The following is an 18,415-nucleotide window of genomic DNA, read 5'->3' as shown; positions in this document are numbered from 1 at the left end:
TTCAGCTTGTTTTTTTGTATGTAATATTGCATATAAGAGTGTATTGATAAAAGTGTAAGGGGTCACTATAATGAGGGCATAAAGATAAATCACATTTTCGTAGCAATAAAAAAGGAGGAAATAATATGGAAATCGCAATGGCAGTTTTGAAATTTGTAGGTGGCGTAATCCCGTTAATTCAAGAACTTTTGAAAGCATTTATGTAGGTTTATTAGTTAGCTATCATTTATCAATCATTATCATATCTTACTAAAAAAAGAACGGGATGATTTTTCTGAATATTAAGAAAAACACTAAAAGAAGAAAGTTCCTTGCGTGTTTATTAGTTAGTCTATGCACTATTAATTATTCATCTATTTCCTTCGCAGAAACACAAGCAGGTAATACAACTGATGTAACCAAAAATGCTAGTGGCATTGATACTGGTATAGCAAATCTTAAATATAATAATCAAGGGGTTTTAGCTGTAAATGGTGATAAAGTAGAGAGTTTTGTTCCGAAAGAAAGTATCAATTCAAATGGTAAATTTGTAGTAGTGGAACGCGAGAAAAAATCACTTACAACTTCACCAGTCGATATTTCGATTATTGATTCTGTGGCGAATCGTACGTATCCAGGAGCGGTACAACTTGCAAATAAAGCTTTTGCAGACAATCAACCTAGTTTATTAGTGGCTAAGAGAAAGCCTTTAAATATTAGTATAGACTTACCTGGCATGAGAAAAGAAAATACAATTACTGTCCAGAATCCGACATATGGTAATGTGGCTGGAGCAGTAGATGATTTAGTATCTACTTGGAATGAAAAGTATTCTAAAACACATACGTTACCCGCAAGAATGCAGTATACAGAATCTATGGTTTATAGTAAATCACAAATCGCAAGTGCCCTTAACGTTAACGCCAAATATCTTGATAACAGTCTAAACATTGATTTTAATGCGGTTGCAAATGGAGAGAAAAAAGTGATGGTAGCGGCATATAAGCAAATATTTTATACCGTAAGTGCTGAACTACCTAACAATCCATCCGATCTTTTTGATAATAGTGTTACTTTTGGTGAGTTAACTCGTAAAGGTGTAAGTAATTCGGCTCCACCTGTTATGGTCTCAAATGTAGCTTATGGTAGAACTGTTTATGTAAAATTAGAAACAACATCTAAGAGCAAAGATGTACAAGCTGCTTTTAAAGCCTTACTTAAGAATAACAGCGTCGAAACGAATGGACAGTACAAAGATATTTTTGAAGAAAGTACCTTTACTGCTGTAGTATTAGGCGGAGATGCGAAAGAGCATAACAAGGTTGTTACTAAAGATTTCAATGAAATCCGAAATATCATTAAAGATAATGCTGAATTAAGTCTTAAAAATCCAGCATACCCAATTTCATATACAAGTACTTTTTTAAAAGATAATGCAACTGCTGCTGTTCATAACAATACAGATTATATCGAGACGACAACTACAGAATATTCAAGTGCTAAAATGACACTGGATCATTACGGTGCTTACGTTGCGCAATTTGATGTATCTTGGGATGAATTCACATTTGATCAAAATGGTAAAGAAGTACTAACACATAAAACATGGGATGGTAGCGGCAAAGACAAAACGGCTCATTACTCTACAGTTATCCCTCTTCCACCAAATTCAAAAAATATAAAAATCGTAGCAAGAGAATGTACTGGTCTTGCATGGGAATGGTGGAGAACAATTATTAATGAACAAAATGTTCCATTAACAAATGAAATAAAAGTTTCAATTGGAGGAACAACATTATACCCAACTGCTAGTATTAGTCATTAGGTATAAAAAGGCGCCCTGTAAGCAGGGCGCTTTTTTACTTAGTCACAAATTTTACTCTTTCCAAAACTGTTCCAATAGAATGACAAGCATGGTACCCACAAGTAATCCATTACTTAAAACATATTGTAAGGAAGAAGGAATTCCGCTAAACGCACTTTCTGGAAGAAACATTATTCCCAAACTGATTAATAATGAAATTCCTAATATAGTTAATCGGCGTTGATTTAATTCTTCACGTAAAATGGATTGAAATGAAATGCCTATTACTTGGACAAATGTTGCTAAAAGTGCAGCATTAGCAATAGGGCCTGGAAGTAAGGATATAAAGCTTACAATTGAGGGAATAAAAGAAATTCCTGCTAATATGAGACTTGCTATAAGGAACGACTTCACTTTTCTTTGTCCTGTTAGTTGAATAAATCCTGCTGATGCAGGTAATGGTACAATTCCAATTGTCGAGAACAACGACGAGATAATATGTGATATACCTCCGGCCCACACGCTGCGGTTCAGTGTTTGCTTTTCATTTTCTTTAGATAATGGAGCCACTTGTTTTACAGCCGAAATAGCAGCAATCGTATTTGCAACTAAAAGAAATGTAAATAAAGTTGCAGTTAGAGCCATTCCGATATCGAATCTAGGTGTGCCCCAAGAAAATAGCTCTGGTAACTTAACTAACGGTGTGTGTGAAGGCATATGAGATGATTTTCCTAATACAGCATACAAAAGCCAACCACATGAAATGCCAAGTAACACAGCATAACTTTTCATCCACCCTTTCCCTTTAATTGATAAGAAAGTAATAAGGGCAAAAACAAAGAGCGCAATAGCAGCCGTTGTATAATCAGGATGAGTTACAGCTCCTTGTAATCCCATCATTCCTTTTAGTAACACACCACTAAGCTGAAGAGATAATATTAAAAGAAAAGTTCCTGTAACCAAGGGTGTAAATAAACGTAGAATTCGATGAACAAGCCCTGTTATACCAAGGACGAAGAGTAATATACCTGCAATAATTAATCCGCCTTCTAAAAGTTGTAATACATCCTTTGCACTTTGTCCCTGATGCATAGCGACTTGTCCCAATATGACAAATATACTTACCCATGAACCGGCTGGCCCATCCGCTATGGGATAGCGATGCCCAAACCATGCTTGTATAAATGAACTTACTCCTACAACTAAAAAAGTTCGTTGCATTAATGTTGAGATATCTTCTATTGACAAATGGAATATGCCACCAATAATGATAGGCAATGCAATTGCATTTGCTAATAAAAACACAAACCACTGTAGAATACTAAAGCTCGTATCGACGTATTTTTTATTCATATTATTCTCCCTTGTATAAAAAGAATCTCATAGTAAAAATCCATCCTTTCTACACAGCTAGATTAAAAAGGATGGATTTTGTAAATCTATAAAATTACTTTAATTATATAGATAGATTTTTAATTAATTACCATGTACGGAACGGTAAGAATTTCCCGTTAAGTGTAATCACGATACGAGGGTCGCCACCTTTTGGATCTTCTTGTGTGTCCACACCTAGATTGAAGTTAATTGCACTCATTACACCTTCGCCAGCTTTTTCTAGGATTAATTCTCTAAGAGTTGGTGCGTATTGTAACATCATTTCATATAATCGATATAAGATTGGGTCAGTAGGAGGCATTTGCATTACTTGACCTCTAAGTGGAACTACTGTTAATGCTTGAACTACTTCTTCATCTAATTCTAATAGTTTACCGATTTTTTCTGCTTCTGAACGTGTCATTGTAGCTTGTCCTAATAACGCTGTTACAACCCAAGTCTCAGAGTTTTCACTTACCTTTGAAATTTCTTCCCATGTTAAACCTTTTGCAATTTTTGCTTCCATAATTTTTTGCGTAGCTTCTTGTCTATTCATATCTAATAACTTCCTTCCATTTAAGTAATAATAATTAATTTTTCATACCATTTAATGCTTTATATCCATCAACTACTAAATCTAATTTACCTGTGTGAGGATCAATAACTAAACCATGTACAGGAACATCTTTTGGAATAAGTGGATGATTTTTTACTAAATCAACATTAGCTTGAGTTGAATCGCAGACATCATCGAATCCAAATAACCATTTTTCAAGGTCAACACCAGCATATTCAATCGCTGATAAAATTTCTGGTGAAGCTACTCCACGATCTAATATTTTTTGAAGTGTTCCTTTTGGATTAGTTTGACTCGCACCACATCTATGGTGTCCGATAAGGAAGATTTCATCTGCATTTAAATCATATACTGATGCTACAACACTTTGCATAACACTATCGAAAGGAGAAGCAATCTTACCACCTGCATTTCTGATAACTTTTGCATCACCATCGTGTATATCTAAAGCTTTTGGAAGTAGCTCAATTAAGCGAGCATCCATGCAAGAAACAACAACCATACTTTTTTTAGGCATTTTTGTCGCTTCAAGAGAAGCGTATTCCTTATTTTCTACAAATTGTTCATTGAACGATAGAATATCTTGTAATAACATATTTGTAACCTCCTTTAAATCTAGATGTATTTTTTTGTTACGTCCTCTATGTTATAAGTGAATATAACTGATAAATAATGTGATGTAAGAGGATAAACTAAGTATAGTGAATTGTATCGATAAGCAGAATAAGTTGGCGAAACACTTTCGGGCTTTCTACTTTCACGGTGAAAGGATTGGTTTATATCATTGATCAAACAGATTTTGAGATACTGAAATTATTAGGAGAAAACTCAAGAATACAATGGAAAGAACTTGGTCAGAAAATACATATGACGGGGCAGGCTGTAGGAAATCGAATTCGGAGATTAGAGGATTTAGGGATTATTGAACAATATACAATTGCAATAAACCGAATCAAATTAGGACAAATAGTGACTGCATTTGTTACTTTGTTTGTAACAACAGTTAATCATCAAGAGTTTATGAATTTCTTTCAAGGAGAAGAAGGAATTTCTGAAGTGCATCGTATAAGTGGTGAGGGATGTTATTTATTAAAAACACATTTTGCTTCTAATGAAGAATTGGATAACTTTCTGGGGCGACTATTAAAGTACGGGAATTATCGTGTTAACCTATCGATAGGAAAGTTAAAATAAGATTTCTTTTTTTGAGGTTATAGTAACATTATTTGCTAATCCCTATTTGTATAGAGATAATAAAGTCGTTTGATTTTTATCCCGCATTAACGGGCGAGTTAAAACGATTGGTCACTGGTATTACGCAAAAAATGCTTACTGAGCAATTGAAAGAGCTTGAAAAAGATGGGCTTGTGTCTAGAAAAGTATACAATCAAGTACCACCGAAAGTTGGGTATTCTCTTACGAAACAGGGACAATCATTAAAAGAAGTTTTAAAAGTACTTTGCGATTGGGGAAGCGACTATATTAAGCAAAGATATCCTAATGGTGAAGTGCTAGTGAAAGAGGACGATCATATTTGATTTAACACTCCTATAATTGTAAGTTTGTTATAATGAACAAGTACTTACACGAAAGGGAGTCTAAAGTGAAAATGAAATCATTTAATATCGATCATTATATAGCTAGCGTTTTACAGTGGATATTGAATATAGCGTTAATCATATTATCAATTGTCTTATCTATCTTTTTAATTAACGAGACGATTACTTTTATTCAATACATATTTTCAGCGAAGAAATACACACCGTATAAATTAGTTGAAAGCATCATTGTCTACTTCTTATACTTCGAGTTTATCGCATTAATTATTAAGTATTTTAAATCGAACTATCATTTTCCATTACGGTATTTTATTTATATCGGGATTACGGCTTTAATTCGATTAATTATCGTGTCTCACGATGAACCGATGGAGACGTTGTTATATGCAGGGTCTATTCTTGTTTTAGTCATTGCTTTATACATATCCAATATGAGGGATTTGAAGAAAGAGTAGTAGTGCAGACTTTTGTTTGCACTATTTTTACATCTTGACCTTCAAGTTACTTGAAAGTTTACAATGTAAGTAGGGCGTTTGAAATCTAAAAAAAATGAGAAATTAAGTGAAGAGGTTATTTTACTTGGAGGTTATAGAAATGAGTAAGGAATTGAAATTACGTCCTTTAGAACGAGAAGATTTAAAGTTTGTACACGAACTTAATAATAATGCACATATTATGTCGTATTGGTTTGAAGAACCGTATGAGGCATTTGTGGAGCTGCAGGATTTATATGATAAACATATACATGATCAAAGTGAGCGCCGATTTATCGTTGAGAAAGATAATGAGATGGTTGGATTGGTCGAATTAGTAGAAATCGATTATATTCACCGTAGAACTGAATTCCAAATTATTATTGATCCGAGTTACCAAGGTTACGGTTATGCAGCTGATGCAACGCGTTTAGCAATGGATTACGCTTTTTCCGTATTAAATATGCATAAAATATATTTAGTTGTCGATAAAGAGAATGAAAAAGCTGTACACGTTTATAAAAAGGTCGGATTTATAGTAGAAGGTGAGTTGCAAGATGAGTTCTTCGTTGATGGCAACTACCATAATGCGATAAGAATGTGTATGTTCCAAAAAGAATATTTTAGAGTAAAAAGACTATAGACAATGATTGTCTATAGTCTTTTTTGTTATTTAAAACAACAACTATTTATTGTAAAACGATAAATAATTATTGACCTATAATGCGGTGGGGCTTATTATGAGGATAGCAAAAGGAATGCGGAAAAATTAATTATGAAATTAAAGGAGAATATATTATGAAAAATAAATTTTTATTAGCTATCGTACTAATATCGTTAGGAGTTACCTGTTTATTAATGCACGGTACAACTAGTAAAGTGGCGGATAATGGGCTTCTTGTAGAACCTTTCTTTTTCCTAGTACCAGTAAGCTACCTATTGTTCTTTAGTGGTATTGGTGTGTTGCTAGTTGGATTTATCACTTCAAAGTTGAAAAAACAGCAATAGATAAATGCTGTTAGTTCAGGAGGGGATTTTTGTGAAACAAAAAGAATTGTCATTATGGTTAAAGTTAATTATCATTCTTTGCGGATGTTTTGGTTTATTGTTCTGCATATATATTGGGCCAGAAACGGGAAGAGCGGTATTGTTAGTTTCAGAAAATTTGAAGGGACTATATAAGCCATTCGTACTGTTCATTTGGATCACAGGAATTCCATTTTTTAGCGCTTTATTTTTAGGATGGAAAATATGTTCAGATATTGCCTCACACAAAGCCTTTACTGTAAAAAATGCGAATCAATTAAAGAGGATTAGTATTTTATCTATGACTGAAGGTGTTTTATATATCGGAGCATTACTATATATTTTCACAGCTGGAAGTTATCATACGAGCATTTTAGTTATTCTATTACTTATTTTATTCTTCTCAGTCGTTATATCTATTTTTACTTCCTTACTTTCTCATTTAATTAGAAAAGCAAGTGAAATAAAAGATGATAACGACTTAACGATTTGAGGTGCTCTGTTATGACGATTGTAGTAAATCTCGATGTAATGTTAGCGAAAAGAAAAATGAGTGTGACAGAGTTATCCGAGAAATTAGGAATTACAATGGCGAATGTCTCGATATTAAAAAATGGAAAAGCAAAAGCAATTAAATTCTCAACTTTAGAGAAGATATGTGAAGCTTTAGAGTGTCAGCCAGGTGACATTTTAGAGTATAAAAAGGAGGAATTATGATGAAGAAAAAATATTTATTGGCGTCTAGGCCGATATTTCTAGGAGTGTTATGTTTAATATAATTGGTTCTGAAGTGAAGCCAGATGGAACTTTAGTGGAACCATTTTACTTAATTCCATTAGCGTATTTGTTTGCCTTTAGTGGGATTATTGCGATCTTATTTGTAGCACTTTTCTCGATGTTTCGAAAAAAGCAAGAGCGATAAAACACTTACTATGAAATAGAGACATATGATATGGAAGAAAAATAAAAAGTGAGCTGAATAATGATGAACCATTATTTTCACCTTGGAAGACAAGTAGGGCCAGCTATTACAGTGGCCGGGGCACAGATGACAATTCAGGCAGTGCATCAGGCCATTCAAATGCAACAACAAGCACAAGTAGCGCAGATGATGCAGAGCCAGTATATGTCGTATTCACAGCTTCCTGTGCAAAGTATACATTATGATGTGTATCCAGCTGGTTTGTTTTCAATTCCATATGGCGGGACATACTTTTTATGAAAGAAAGCGACCGGTAAAAGAGTCGCTTTTTTATATGCCACCTAACTTCATCCCGAGGAATGCGAAGATGATACCAATCATATAAGTCGCGCTTAAATATAAAAATAGTATGCCAAATTTTTTGCGGTTGAAAAGCTGAACGGATTCTAATTTAAACGTTGAAAATGTAGTGAAGGCGCCCATAAACCCTGTGCCTAATAATAATTGCCAACTTGTAGTTATTCCTTTGCCAATTATATATCCGAGTAAAAATGCTCCCGTTATATTAATGAGGAATGTAGCAATCGGAAATGAAGTTTTGTTTCTTTCTTTAAACCAATTACTAATTGCAAATCGTGTAATGGCACCGAAGAATCCTCCTGTTGCTACTAATAAAGCGTTAATCATGATATTTCACCTTCCTCAAGGTGTTTTTGTAGTAAAAAATCTCCAAGTTTATAGCCAAGCCCAGACATAATTAGACCACCTAGCATACTGCATGATACATATAAAAATGCGATACTAAAATGTGAATGATTGATTAACTGTACAGTTTCTACACTGAATGTTGAAAACGTCGTAAATGAACCGATAAATCCGGTTCCAATCCCGGTAATAACTTCGGAGGGTAAGATGTTTAACCGAGCGATATAGGTGGTTAGCAAAGCAAGTAAGAAACAACCAATTAAGTTAATCGTTAATGTAGCGAGTGGTAATACATGATGCCAAAGCGTATCGATAGTAAAACCTAAATAATAACGGGAAAGAGCTCCGAATATACCAGCTATGCCAACAATAATATATTTCAACTTCTTCACCTCTCTAATAGTTTACTCAAAAAAAATAGACTCCTACCAGTAGTCATACTGGTAGGAGTCATTAGCTAATTCGCATTTACGGCGAACTCCATCGCCTATAAGTTCTATTTATAGTGTACTAAATATTATTTTGGATTACCAATAAATATGTTAACGAAAAGTAGGATCGGTATATTCTTTGAATTTGGAATTTCTCTGTTGTGGATTGTAATTGCTTTACAGTCTTGTCTTCTGAAATGTTATGATTGAATTTCAAGACAATTGCAGTGAGGGGTACAACGATTATTTGTTAGCTAAATATAATGATATGAAGTTTTCTTTATGGTAAAATATTTCTTGTGTCTTTAATCTATCTTTATTTAACTGAAAATACAGAAAAATAAAATGTTATTTTACAAAAAAGGGGTCATGTGTTTTGAAGAAATTTTTAAAAATAGTATTAATATTTATTTTAATAGTAGCTGGTATTCTAGGTGGATTTTTAGCTTATATGACACTTACAAAAGAGCAGCCAGCGAATGTTTTAGACGTAAAGGTTGAAAATAACAAAGAGCGTGTACTGCAGCAAGGAAATGAATTTAAAGTTACAACATTTAATATTGGGTATGCTGGATTAGATAAGGATCAAGACTTCTTTATGGACGGAGGAAAGGGTTCTGGTTCGAGTAGTAAAGAACAGACTGAAGTGAACTTGAAAAATATGCTTTCATTTTTACAAAATGAGAATAGCGATTTTACGTTATTGCAAGAAGTTGATATAAAATCCCACCGATCATTTGATGTAAATGAACATGAGCTTTTGAAAAAAGGATTACCTGATTATGCTTCTTCATTTGGGAAGAACTACGATACTAAGTGGGTTCCTGTCCCAGTCACAAAACCGCTGGGATATGCTGAGGGCGGATTAAGTACATTTTCTAAATATACAGTTCAAACAGCAACGCGGTTCCAACTACCCGGAATGGAGCCTTGGCCGAAGCGTTTATTCGATTTAGATCGAGCGATTGTTGAACATAAAATCCCTGTTAATAATGGGAAGTATGTTAGGCTCGTAAATGTACATTTATCTGCTTATGATAAGGGCGGGAAAATTAGAAAACAACAAGCAGAGTATTTAAAAGAATATATGAACAAGTGGTATCAAAATGGTGATTACGTCATATTAGGCGGAGATTGGAACCAGTTACTTTCTAATGTCCAATTAAGCGATCCTAAGTTTGTAAAGGAGCGTCCTGAATGGCTAGTAGAGTTACCAAAGGACTTTGCGGATGGAGGATTTCAATGGGCTGTAGATCCATCTGTTATGACGGTAAGGGATGATGTGAAGAAATATGTGGAAGATGAAAACTTTGTCACTATTATTGATGGATTTATGGTTTCACCGAATGTTGAAATTGTAAATGTACAAGGGACAGACTTAAAGTTTGAAAATAGTGATCATAACCCAGTTAGTGCGGTATTTAAATTGAAATAATTGATGCGCGGGGCTTCATAGAATATCACCTAAAAAGAGCACAATAATGTGCCCTTTTTATACTTGGTAGGAATTTAATTGCTTTTCTCCGCGTTTTCTGCCAAGCTTAAGGAGAAAAATACTTCGAAGAAAGAAATATATAGGTGACACATATGATTGAAGTTAAGACTTCTGAACTTAGTGATGGAGAATTTAATAGAGGTGTATTTGCAACTCGTGATATTAAAAAGGGTGAGTTGATACACTCAGCACCAGTTATCTCTTATCCGAATGAACAGCATGAACACATTGAGAAAACGTTACTTGCTGACTACGCATTTGAGTATGGGGTAAATCATACGGCATTCCTTTTAGGATATGGCATGTTATTTAATCATGCATATAATCCGAATGCAACGTATGATATTGTCTTTGAGAATCATACGTTTAACTTCTTTGCTTACAAAGATATAAAAGCGGGAGAAGAGATTCTAATCAATTATAATGGTGAAGTTGATGACGATGAGCTATTATGGTTTGATAAGGAAAAAGAAGAGAACGAAAAATAATTTAATGAGTATAGAAAGGGCACATTCTGTGGGATGTGCTCTTTTTTTATGGATGTGAGTAAAGTAAAGATTACAAAATAATACCATTTTTCTTTCGTATGGTATAGTAAGATAATGAGGGATAGTGTTTTGTAAAAGTTATATATTTTACAATTTGTTGTCTATATAGTTACATGTCAAGTTTAGTAGCCTATTTGGGTTGCTTTATTATGCGATATATATTTTAATATGAGTGGAACCTCTTATAATTTAAGAGGTTTATAGGTGTGCTTTATGTACACTTTATCCACCACTTGGGCTTTTTATTTGTAGCGCATTGTTATGTGGGGATATTATGGGCCCGTGGATAGCGGGATAAAAAGATTATAGAAATAGAGGAATCGTAAAATGAATATGCACGAGGTTTATAAATATTTAAGTACAGTATTGCCTGAAGGTCATGTGAAGCAAGATGAAATGTTAAAGAATCATACGCATATTAAAGTTGGCGGAAAAGCAGATGTGTTCGTTGCGCCTACAAATTATGTTGAAATTCAAGAAGTTATCAAGTATGCGAATCAACACAATATTCCAGTTACGTTTTTAGGAAACGGTTCGAATGTCATTATTAAAGACGGTGGTCTTCGCGGGATTACAGTAAGTTTAATTCATATTACAGGTGTTACTGTAACGGGGACAACGATTGTTGCGGGGTGTGGTGCAGCGATTATTGATGTGTCACGAATTGCATTGGATCACAATTTAACAGGACTTGAGTTTGCTTGTGGTATTCCAGGTTCAGTTGGTGGAGCGTTATATATGAATGCTGGTGCATATGGCGGTGAAGTAGCTTATGTATTAACAGAAGCAGTTGTAATGACAGGTGATGGAGAGCTATGYACTTTAACGAAAGATGCATTTGAATTTGGATATCGTAAGAGTGTATTTGCGAACAATCATTATATTATTCTTGAAGCGAAGTTTGAACTTGAAGAAGGTGTGCGTGAAGAAATTAAAGAAAAAATGGATGATTTAACGTTTAAGCGTGAATCAAAACAACCGTTAGAGTATCCTTCATGTGGTAGTGTATTTAAACGTCCACCAAATAATTTTGCGGGTAAACTTATTCAAGAATCAGGACTGCAAGGTAAGCGAATTGGCGGAGTGGAAGTTTCTTTAAAACACGCTGGATTTATGGTGAATGTTGATAACGGAACTGCACAAGATTATATTGATTTAATTCATTTCGTACAAAAGACAGTTGAAGAAAAATTCGGTGTGAAATTAGAGCGAGAAGTAAGGATTATTGGAGAAGATCTACAGTAACCTTTGAATAAAAAACGTATAAAAGTATGAATTATTTCGAAATAATATTTGGATATTGTTGACAATTTGTTTTCGATTCAATATAATGGCTAATAATTTAACAAATAAAATATACGTTGAAAGAGCCCAGTAGCAGTTTGTCACTGTTATCAAAGAGAGCTAGGGGTTGCTGGAACCTAGCACAAACAAACTTGTGAATTACACTCTGGAGTATCTTAGGTAATGCTAAGCGGAATAGCAATCGATATTATTGCTAAGAGTGGTATGAATAGCTATGCTATTTATGCAAACTGGGTGGTAACACGGTGAATAATCGTCCCTATGTCTATCGTAGACATAGGGACTTTTTGTTTTTAAAAAATAAAGGGGATGACAAAAGATGAATATTATTGCTGAATTAGAATGGCGCGGTGCTGTGAATCAACAGACAGATGAAGAAGGTTTACGTAAGTTAGTAGAAGAGAAAAAGATTTCACTATACTGCGGAGTGGATCCGACTGGCGATAGTATGCATATCGGACATTTGATTCCTTTTATGATGATGAAGAGATTCCAATTAGCTGGCCATCATCCTGTTATTTTAATCGGCGGAGCAACAGGAACAATTGGTGATCCGAGTGGTCGTCAATCAGAGCGCCAATTGCAAACGTTAGAAGTAGTCCAGCATAATGTAGATGCGTTAACAGCGCAAATGAAAAAGCTATTTGATTTCGGCGGGAATAGCGAAGTGAAGATGGTAAATAACTATGACTGGACACATAAAATAAACATTATCGAGTTTTTACGTGATTACGGAAAAAACTTTAGCATAAATAGCATGTTAGCAAAAGATATTGTCGCAAGTCGTTTAGATACAGGAATTTCATTTACAGAGTTCACGTACCAAATTTTGCAAGCAATGGACTTCCATCATTTATACAAAGAAGAAGATGTTCAATTACAAATCGGTGGTAGTGATCAATGGGGAAATATTACGAGCGGTTTAGATTTAATTCGTAAATTAGAAGGTCATGAGGCGAAAGTATTCGGATTAACGATTCCATTATTATTAAAATCAGATGGTACGAAGTTTGGTAAATCAGCAGGTGGTGCTATTTGGCTTGATCCGGAAAAGACAACAGCGTTTGAATTTTACCAGTTCTGGGTGAATACAGATGACCGTGATGTAATTAAATACTTGAAATACTTTACGTTCTTAACGAAAGAGAGAATTGATGAATTAGCAGCGAAGGTAGAAACAGAGCCTCATAAACGTGAAGCGCAAAAAGTATTAGCAGAAGAAATGACGAAATTCGTTCATGGAGAAGAGGCATTTTTGCAGGCTGTGAAAATTACAGCTGCGTTATTTAGCGGAGATATTAAATCGTTAACAGCTGATGAAATTGAACAAGGATTTAAAGAGATGCCGACATTTGAGTCTTCAAAAGAGACGAAAAACATTGTAGAGTGGTTAGTTGATTTAGGAATTGAACCTTCTAGACGTCAAGCGCGTGAAGATATTAATAATGGGGCTATATCTATGAATGGTGAAAAAGTAACGGATGTAGGCACTGATGTTACTGTAGAAAATTCATTTGATGGAAGATTTATTATTATTCGCAAAGGGAAGAAGAACTACAGCTTAGTGGAATTAGGAGAATAGTTCTTGTGAAAGAGTGGAAGTAGGGAAGATATCTACTTCCGCTCTTTTCATATACACAATTTCGACATAAAAAAGTCAGTATATTTTGATAATTAAAGAGGGTTATATTATTCTTTTGCCGAATAAATAAGTTAGAGAAAATTACGGATAAAAATAGCCCGAACCATGCAGGGCATGATTCGGGCTTATATTCAGATTAGTAAGCTAAGCTGAATAGACCTTTAATGTGTGATAAGTAACGAACGTTACTTGCTTCTTTCATTAATGATGCTGGTAAACCTTTAAGTGGAGTATTGGTTGCTCCGATTGTAGCAACAGCATCTTTACGTCCTAGACTAGCAAGTGTTCCAGAGTTGATAGGTGCGAACTCTTCGAATGCTTTGCCTTCTAGTGCTGCGTATAAGTTGTATCCAATTAACTCACCCATTTGCCAAGCGATTTGTGCAGTTGGTGGGTATGGACGACCGTCTGCAGCGAAGACAACAGCGCTATCTCCAGCAACGAATACGTCTTTGTGAGAAGTAGATTGTAGGTGCGCATCAACTGTTGCACGACCGCGGTTTACTTCAAGACCTGATTCACCAATTAATGGGTTACCTTGTACGCCGCCTGTCCAAACGAATGTGTTAGCAACGATTTTTTGACCGTCTTTTAAGTCGATTTCATTACCAGCAACGTTTGTTACAGGAAGACCTGTTAAGAATGTAACACCGCGTGCTTCTAAGCTAGCAGTTGCACGTTCGATTAAGTGGTCTGGTAATACTGGAAGGATTTTCGGACCTGCTTCAACAAGAAGAAGTTTAACTTCTTTTGGATTTACGCCGTGGCTTTTTGCAAGTTTAGGCATAATGTCAGCAAGCTCACCAACTAGCTCAACGCCAGTTAATCCGCCACCACCGATTACGATTGTAGCATCAGCTTCGTTTTTCGTTTTCGCGTATTCACGAATACGGTCTTCAACGTGTTTGTAGATTTTGTTTGCATCAGCAGCAGATTTTAATACCATGCTGTTTTCTTCTAGTCCTGGAATACCGAAGTAAGCAGTTTTACTTCCTAAAGCAACTACAAGTGCATCGTAAGATAGCGTAGTGCCACCAGCTAGTTTGATTTCTTTGCTATCAACTGAGAATGACTCAACTGTTGCAATTTTAAGATCGATGTCTTTACCTTTGAAAAGCTTTGTAAGTGGCATTGCAATTGCTTGCTCAGCAACGTTACCAGCTGCAAGGCGGTGTAGTTCAGTGATGATTTGGTGTGTTGGATATTGGTTGATCACTGTAACTTGTGCTTCTGATTTGCTGTAGTATTTACGTACGTTTAAAGCGGCAAGAAGACCGCCATAACCAGCGCCTAAGATGACAATTTGTTTTGACATAGTATGTTATCCCCCGTCTTTACTAATTGTTGTTATAAGTTAAATTATTTATTATTACGTTCTGCACTAACTTGAAGGTATGCGTTCACAAAGCGGAACATTTTTTGTGCTTGTGGGTCTTTTAGTAATTTTAATAGACCGAACAGGCCGATAACTTCGTTGCTTTCGTCAGCACGATCTTTCGCTTCGATAGCAGTTGCAGCCATGCTTTTCACTGTATCTTTTACAGGTTCTACAAGTTCTTGGATTGCACTAACAGTGTCGTTTTTTAATACTTCATCAGTAGCAACAGTTTGAGCGAAGTCATAAGACTTAGTTAAAATGTTAACAAGCTCAGTTAATTTTGGAAGCTGTTCTACTAGTGTTGTTAATGATTCTTGTACCTCAGGTTTTAACAACTGATCAAGTACATCAAGTTGTCCTTGGCTAGCAGAAATTTGTACAGTTTCTTGTTCTGGCTTTGTTTGAGTCATAGTTTCTGGCATCTCCAATTCTCCTTTACGATAGCAATACTCTTATTTTTGATAGGCAAGATAGTAAACGGTTATGAAACTTTATACAAAGTTTCACAAAACACAATAAAATGCCTTTAAATTTATGACAGCAAGTAGGCTGAAAACATAAATTTAAAACCATAACGTCTTACCTATTATTTATGAACTGTCCGATACATGGCTTGTCCGCATAATGGAAAGTTCCCTTATCGGAAAGTGTATATAATATATATCCTATATTATATACTATATACACGTATGTTAACATAAAAATGATTCCTAATTATTTGATATTGAGCCCATAACCTAGTAATGACAAGGTATGAAAGCGCATAAATTATTTTACTTCGATAAGAAGTATACCTATATAATAATAAAAAAAGGGAAAAACAAACAAATTTACGTTCGTTTTTTCCTTTTTTCTTATTGTTCACTCTCTGCGATTAGCATCGATGTGTTACCGCTTTTTTCAAGATGACATTCGCCCCAAGTACAAAGAGAATCAAGAATCGATTCTAAAGACCACCCGTAATCAGTAAGGGAATATTCTACTTTTGGTGGTACTTGATTGTACACCTTTCTTTGAATAACTCCATCTTCTTCTAATTCACGTAGTTGCTGTGTTAACATCTTTTGTGTAATACCAGGCATTAAACGTTTTAGTTCACTCGTTCTCCTTGTACCTTTCGTTAAGTGGCAAAGAATAACGACTTTCCATTTTCCGCCGATAACCTCTAAAGTTGCCTCCACAGGAATATTATATTTTTTCATATGAAAATCTCCTTTGATGAATGTAGATTTCAGTTCTTCAACAAAAGAAGCTAAATAAAGTGAAACTTAAATGTTACTTTTTAGTGCCTATAGCACTTTAAAGTACGTACTTTTTATTATGTTGAATATGTTTCATAATAGCATACGTAAGAGGGAAATGAGTAGTACGGTACTAAAAAGTGCCTATGTTACTTTTTGGTACCTATCGTACTTTAAAGTGCGTTCTTCAAAAAAAGAGTGAAGCCATTCATAATAGCCTTTATGAGCAGTAAAGTTATTTTTGTAGAAGATAAAAAGGCCTTTTTATCACACTATTATGATTGGATTTCTCGTATTAAGGAGGAGTTCAATTGAATTCATATACAGTATCATCTTCGGCTGTTCAGACGAATCGAAGAAGTATGTTTGCTTTATTAGCGCTAGCAATTAGTGCGTTTGGAATTGGTACAACCGAGTTTATTAGCGTCGGTTTATTACCATCTATTTCGGAGGATTTACATGTTTCTGTTACAACAGCGGGCTTAACCGTTTCTTTATACGCGTTAGGGGTAGCATTTGGCGCTCCAGTTTTAACGTCGTTAACAGCTAGTATGTCGCGAAAGACGTTATTAATGTGGATTATGATTGTTTTCATTATTGGTAATGGAATTGCGGCGGTAGCAACGAGTTTTACTGTTTTACTTATCGCGAGGGTCGTTTCTGCATTTGCACATGGTGTTTTTATGTCGATTGGTTCGACAATTGCAGCTGCACTCGTCCCAGAAAATAAACGTGCTAGCGCAATTGCTTTTATGTTTACTGGTTTAACCGTTGCGACTATTACAGGTGTCCCAATTGGAACATTTATTGGTCAACAATTTGGCTGGAGAGCGTCATTTATGGTGATTGTGGTCATTGGAATCGTTGCCTTAGTCGCAAACAGCATGCTAATTCCGTCTAACTTAAAAAGAGGTACGTCTGTATCATTTCGCGATCAATTCAAACTCATCACGAATGGGAGATTATTACTTGTTTTCATCATTACTGCATTAGGGTATGGTGGAACGTTTGTAACGTTTACGTATTTATCACCGCTATTACAAGAAGTAACAGGATTTAAATCGAGTACCGTTACAATCATTTTGTTAGTGTACGGAGTTGCAATTGCGATTGGAAATATGATTGGCGGGAAGTTATCGAATCATAATCCAATTCGTGCATTATTTTATATGTTCTTTATTCAAGCAATTGTATTATTCGTACTAACATTTACGGCGCCATTTCAAGTAGCGGGGCTTATCACAATTATTTTTATGGGGCTATTCGCGTTTATGAATGTTCCAGGGCTACAAGTGTATGTCGTTATATTGGCTGAGCGTTTCGTGCCGAGTGCCGTTGATATCGCATCAGCAATGAATATTGCAGCATTTAACGCAGGAATCGCTCTTGGGGCTTATTTAGGCGGTATTGTAACGAACTCGTTAGGATTAATTCATACAGCTTGGGTAGGCGGCATTATGGTAGTAGGTGCTGTTATTTTAACAGCGTGGAGTATGGCATTAGAAAAAAGAGATCAAGCAAAATAAAGGAGAGAAAAATATAATGAAAAATTTACAAAGTAAAACAACATTGCATAACGGTGTAGAAATGCCTTGGTTCGGTTTAGGTGTATTTAAAGTAGAAGATGGACCGGAACTTGTAGAGGCTGTAAAAGTAGCGATTAAAGAAGGGTACCGCAGTATTGATACGGCTGCGATTTATGGGAATGAAAAAGCAGTTGGAGAAGGAATTCGCGCTGGGATCAAAGAAGCAGGAATTTCTCGAGAAGATTTATTCATTACTTCAAAAGTATGGAACGCAGATCAAGGATATGAAACGACACTTGCTGCATATGAAGAGAGCTTAAAAAAATTAGAACTAGATTATTTAGATTTATACCTTGTTCACTGGCCTGTAGAAGGAAAATATAAAGATACATGGAGAGCGCTAGAAACACTTTATAAAGAAGAGCGTGTA

Annotated in this window: 23 protein-coding genes, 1 pseudogene, 1 riboswitch and 1 other annotated feature; of the genes and pseudogenes, 16 read left to right on the top strand and 8 right to left on the bottom strand. The window is 35.2% G+C overall.

Features of this window, described 5'->3' with window-relative positions; translation table 11 throughout:
• Positions 1-265: 265 nt before the first annotated feature.
• Positions 266-1,804: an anthrolysin O/cereolysin O family cholesterol-dependent cytolysin Alo gene (gene alo / locus AC1DTM_RS02960; protein ID WP_016106590.1), complete on the top strand. Its 1,539-nt coding sequence runs from the start codon at positions 266-268 to the stop codon at positions 1,802-1,804.
• A 51-nt stretch (positions 1,805-1,855) separates the two neighbouring features.
• On the opposite strand, the gene AC1DTM_RS02955 is transcribed toward alo, so the two are convergent.
• The 3 genes from AC1DTM_RS02955 to AC1DTM_RS02945 form a co-directional block, all read right to left on the bottom strand.
• A complete protein-coding gene (locus AC1DTM_RS02955; RefSeq protein ID WP_016106589.1) occupies positions 1,856-3,136 on the bottom strand; it encodes a purine/pyrimidine permease in 1,281 nt (426 codons plus the stop codon).
• Between the two features lie 127 nt (positions 3,137-3,263).
• A complete protein-coding gene (cynS, locus tag AC1DTM_RS02950; protein WP_002159925.1) occupies positions 3,264-3,713 on the bottom strand; it encodes a cyanase in 450 nt (149 codons plus the stop codon).
• Positions 3,714-3,747: 34 nt separating this feature from the next.
• Complete coding sequence (locus AC1DTM_RS02945; RefSeq protein WP_002159926.1) at positions 3,748-4,329, bottom strand: beta-class carbonic anhydrase; 582 nt, start codon at positions 4,327-4,329, stop codon at positions 3,748-3,750.
• Between the two features lie 167 nt (positions 4,330-4,496).
• Here AC1DTM_RS02945 and AC1DTM_RS02940 point away from each other — a divergent pair, with 167 nt between their 5' ends.
• From AC1DTM_RS02940 to AC1DTM_RS02900, 9 genes and pseudogenes are all read left to right on the top strand, one after another.
• On the top strand, positions 4,497-4,928 hold the full coding sequence (locus AC1DTM_RS02940) for an Lrp/AsnC family transcriptional regulator (RefSeq protein ID WP_002159927.1): 432 nt from the start codon (positions 4,497-4,499) through the stop codon (positions 4,926-4,928).
• 32 nt (positions 4,929-4,960) lie between these two features.
• A complete protein-coding gene (locus AC1DTM_RS02935; protein ID WP_033714903.1) occupies positions 4,961-5,272 on the top strand; it encodes a winged helix-turn-helix transcriptional regulator in 312 nt (103 codons plus the stop codon).
• 71 nt (positions 5,273-5,343) lie between these two features.
• On the top strand, positions 5,344-5,748 hold the full coding sequence (gene psiE / locus AC1DTM_RS02930) for a phosphate-starvation-inducible protein PsiE (protein ID WP_002159929.1): 405 nt from the start codon (positions 5,344-5,346) through the stop codon (positions 5,746-5,748).
• 139 nt (positions 5,749-5,887) lie between these two features.
• Complete coding sequence (gene speG / locus AC1DTM_RS02925; RefSeq protein WP_002159930.1) at positions 5,888-6,409, top strand: spermidine N1-acetyltransferase; 522 nt, start codon at positions 5,888-5,890, stop codon at positions 6,407-6,409.
• Between the two features lie 155 nt (positions 6,410-6,564).
• Positions 6,565-6,774 (top strand): DUF3955 domain-containing protein, encoded by a 210-nt coding sequence (locus AC1DTM_RS02920; RefSeq protein ID WP_002129860.1) that lies wholly within the window; start codon positions 6,565-6,567, stop codon positions 6,772-6,774.
• Between the two features lie 31 nt (positions 6,775-6,805).
• Positions 6,806-7,285 carry a DUF2975 domain-containing protein gene (locus AC1DTM_RS02915; protein ID WP_016106587.1) on the top strand — a complete coding sequence of 160 codons (480 nt, stop codon included), beginning with the start codon at positions 6,806-6,808 and terminating at the stop codon, positions 7,283-7,285.
• Between the two features lie 11 nt (positions 7,286-7,296).
• Complete coding sequence (locus AC1DTM_RS02910; protein ID WP_002112778.1) at positions 7,297-7,509, top strand: helix-turn-helix domain-containing protein; 213 nt, start codon at positions 7,297-7,299, stop codon at positions 7,507-7,509.
• Positions 7,509-7,714: pseudogene (locus AC1DTM_RS02905) on the top strand (DUF3955 domain-containing protein). Before AC1DTM_RS02910 ends, AC1DTM_RS02905 begins: the two are co-directional and overlap by 1 nt.
• Positions 7,715-7,774: 60 nt before the next feature.
• A complete protein-coding gene (locus tag AC1DTM_RS02900; RefSeq protein ID WP_016106585.1) occupies positions 7,775-8,014 on the top strand; it encodes a DUF3947 family protein in 240 nt (79 codons plus the stop codon).
• 30 nt (positions 8,015-8,044) lie between these two features.
• Here AC1DTM_RS02900 and crcB (AC1DTM_RS02895) read toward each other — a convergent pair whose 3' ends face one another.
• Together crcB (AC1DTM_RS02895) and crcB (AC1DTM_RS02890) are read right to left on the bottom strand one after the other, a co-directional pair.
• The gene (gene crcB / locus AC1DTM_RS02895) at positions 8,045-8,401 is read right to left on the bottom strand and encodes a fluoride efflux transporter CrcB (RefSeq protein ID WP_016106584.1); all 357 of its coding nucleotides are present in this window, start codon (positions 8,399-8,401) and stop codon (positions 8,045-8,047) included.
• Positions 8,398-8,802: a fluoride efflux transporter CrcB gene (crcB, locus tag AC1DTM_RS02890; RefSeq protein WP_133059541.1), complete on the bottom strand. Its 405-nt coding sequence runs from the start codon at positions 8,800-8,802 to the stop codon at positions 8,398-8,400. Before crcB (AC1DTM_RS02890) ends, crcB (AC1DTM_RS02895) begins: the two co-directional genes overlap by 4 nt.
• A gap of 54 nt (positions 8,803-8,856) precedes the next feature.
• A riboswitch (Fluoride riboswitch) is annotated at positions 8,857-8,916 on the bottom strand.
• Between the two features lie 310 nt (positions 8,917-9,226).
• On the opposite strand from crcB (AC1DTM_RS02890), the gene AC1DTM_RS02885 reads away from it, so the two are divergent.
• The 4 genes from AC1DTM_RS02885 to tyrS all read left to right on the top strand — a co-directional run bounded on the left by AC1DTM_RS02885 (position 9,227) and on the right by tyrS (position 13,780).
• On the top strand, positions 9,227-10,285 hold the full coding sequence (locus tag AC1DTM_RS02885; protein ID WP_016106582.1) for an endonuclease/exonuclease/phosphatase family protein: 1,059 nt from the start codon (positions 9,227-9,229) through the stop codon (positions 10,283-10,285).
• Between the two features lie 152 nt (positions 10,286-10,437).
• Positions 10,438-10,833: an SET domain-containing protein gene (locus AC1DTM_RS02880; protein ID WP_000573650.1), complete on the top strand. Its 396-nt coding sequence runs from the start codon at positions 10,438-10,440 to the stop codon at positions 10,831-10,833.
• Between the two features lie 387 nt (positions 10,834-11,220).
• Complete coding sequence (gene murB, locus AC1DTM_RS02875; protein WP_016106581.1) at positions 11,221-12,138, top strand: UDP-N-acetylmuramate dehydrogenase; 918 nt, start codon at positions 11,221-11,223, stop codon at positions 12,136-12,138.
• Positions 12,139-12,245: 107 nt separating this feature from the next.
• Positions 12,246-12,462: a binding site (T-box leader), on the top strand.
• Between the two features lie 55 nt (positions 12,463-12,517).
• On the top strand, positions 12,518-13,780 hold the full coding sequence (gene tyrS / locus AC1DTM_RS02870) for a tyrosine--tRNA ligase (protein WP_477000037.1): 1,263 nt from the start codon (positions 12,518-12,520) through the stop codon (positions 13,778-13,780).
• Between the two features lie 196 nt (positions 13,781-13,976).
• Here tyrS and AC1DTM_RS02865 read toward each other — a convergent pair whose 3' ends face one another.
• The 3 genes from AC1DTM_RS02865 to AC1DTM_RS02855 form a co-directional block, all read right to left on the bottom strand.
• Positions 13,977-15,155, bottom strand: coding sequence for an NAD(P)/FAD-dependent oxidoreductase (locus AC1DTM_RS02865; protein ID WP_016106580.1), 1,179 nt, complete (start codon positions 15,153-15,155; stop codon positions 13,977-13,979).
• A gap of 44 nt (positions 15,156-15,199) precedes the next feature.
• Complete coding sequence (locus AC1DTM_RS02860; RefSeq protein ID WP_002159941.1) at positions 15,200-15,640, bottom strand: DUF1641 domain-containing protein; 441 nt, start codon at positions 15,638-15,640, stop codon at positions 15,200-15,202.
• A gap of 432 nt (positions 15,641-16,072) precedes the next feature.
• A complete protein-coding gene (locus tag AC1DTM_RS02855) occupies positions 16,073-16,420 on the bottom strand; it encodes a winged helix-turn-helix transcriptional regulator (protein ID WP_002159942.1) in 348 nt (115 codons plus the stop codon).
• Positions 16,421-16,821: 401 nt separating this feature from the next.
• Between AC1DTM_RS02855 and AC1DTM_RS02850 the strand changes: the two genes are divergently transcribed.
• Together AC1DTM_RS02850 and AC1DTM_RS02845 are read left to right on the top strand one after the other, a co-directional pair.
• Complete coding sequence (locus AC1DTM_RS02850; RefSeq protein ID WP_165762455.1) at positions 16,822-17,985, top strand: MFS transporter; 1,164 nt, start codon at positions 16,822-16,824, stop codon at positions 17,983-17,985.
• 16 nt (positions 17,986-18,001) lie between these two features.
• Positions 18,002-18,415 (top strand): aldo/keto reductase (locus AC1DTM_RS02845; protein ID WP_477000036.1); only part of this gene is annotated, 414 nt, incomplete at its 3' end.

Source organism: Bacillus sp. P4_D3 (genome assembly GCF_056401855.1).
The sequence above is the reverse complement of the archived record's forward strand: the minus strand, read 5'-3'. Positions and strand labels throughout refer to the sequence as shown.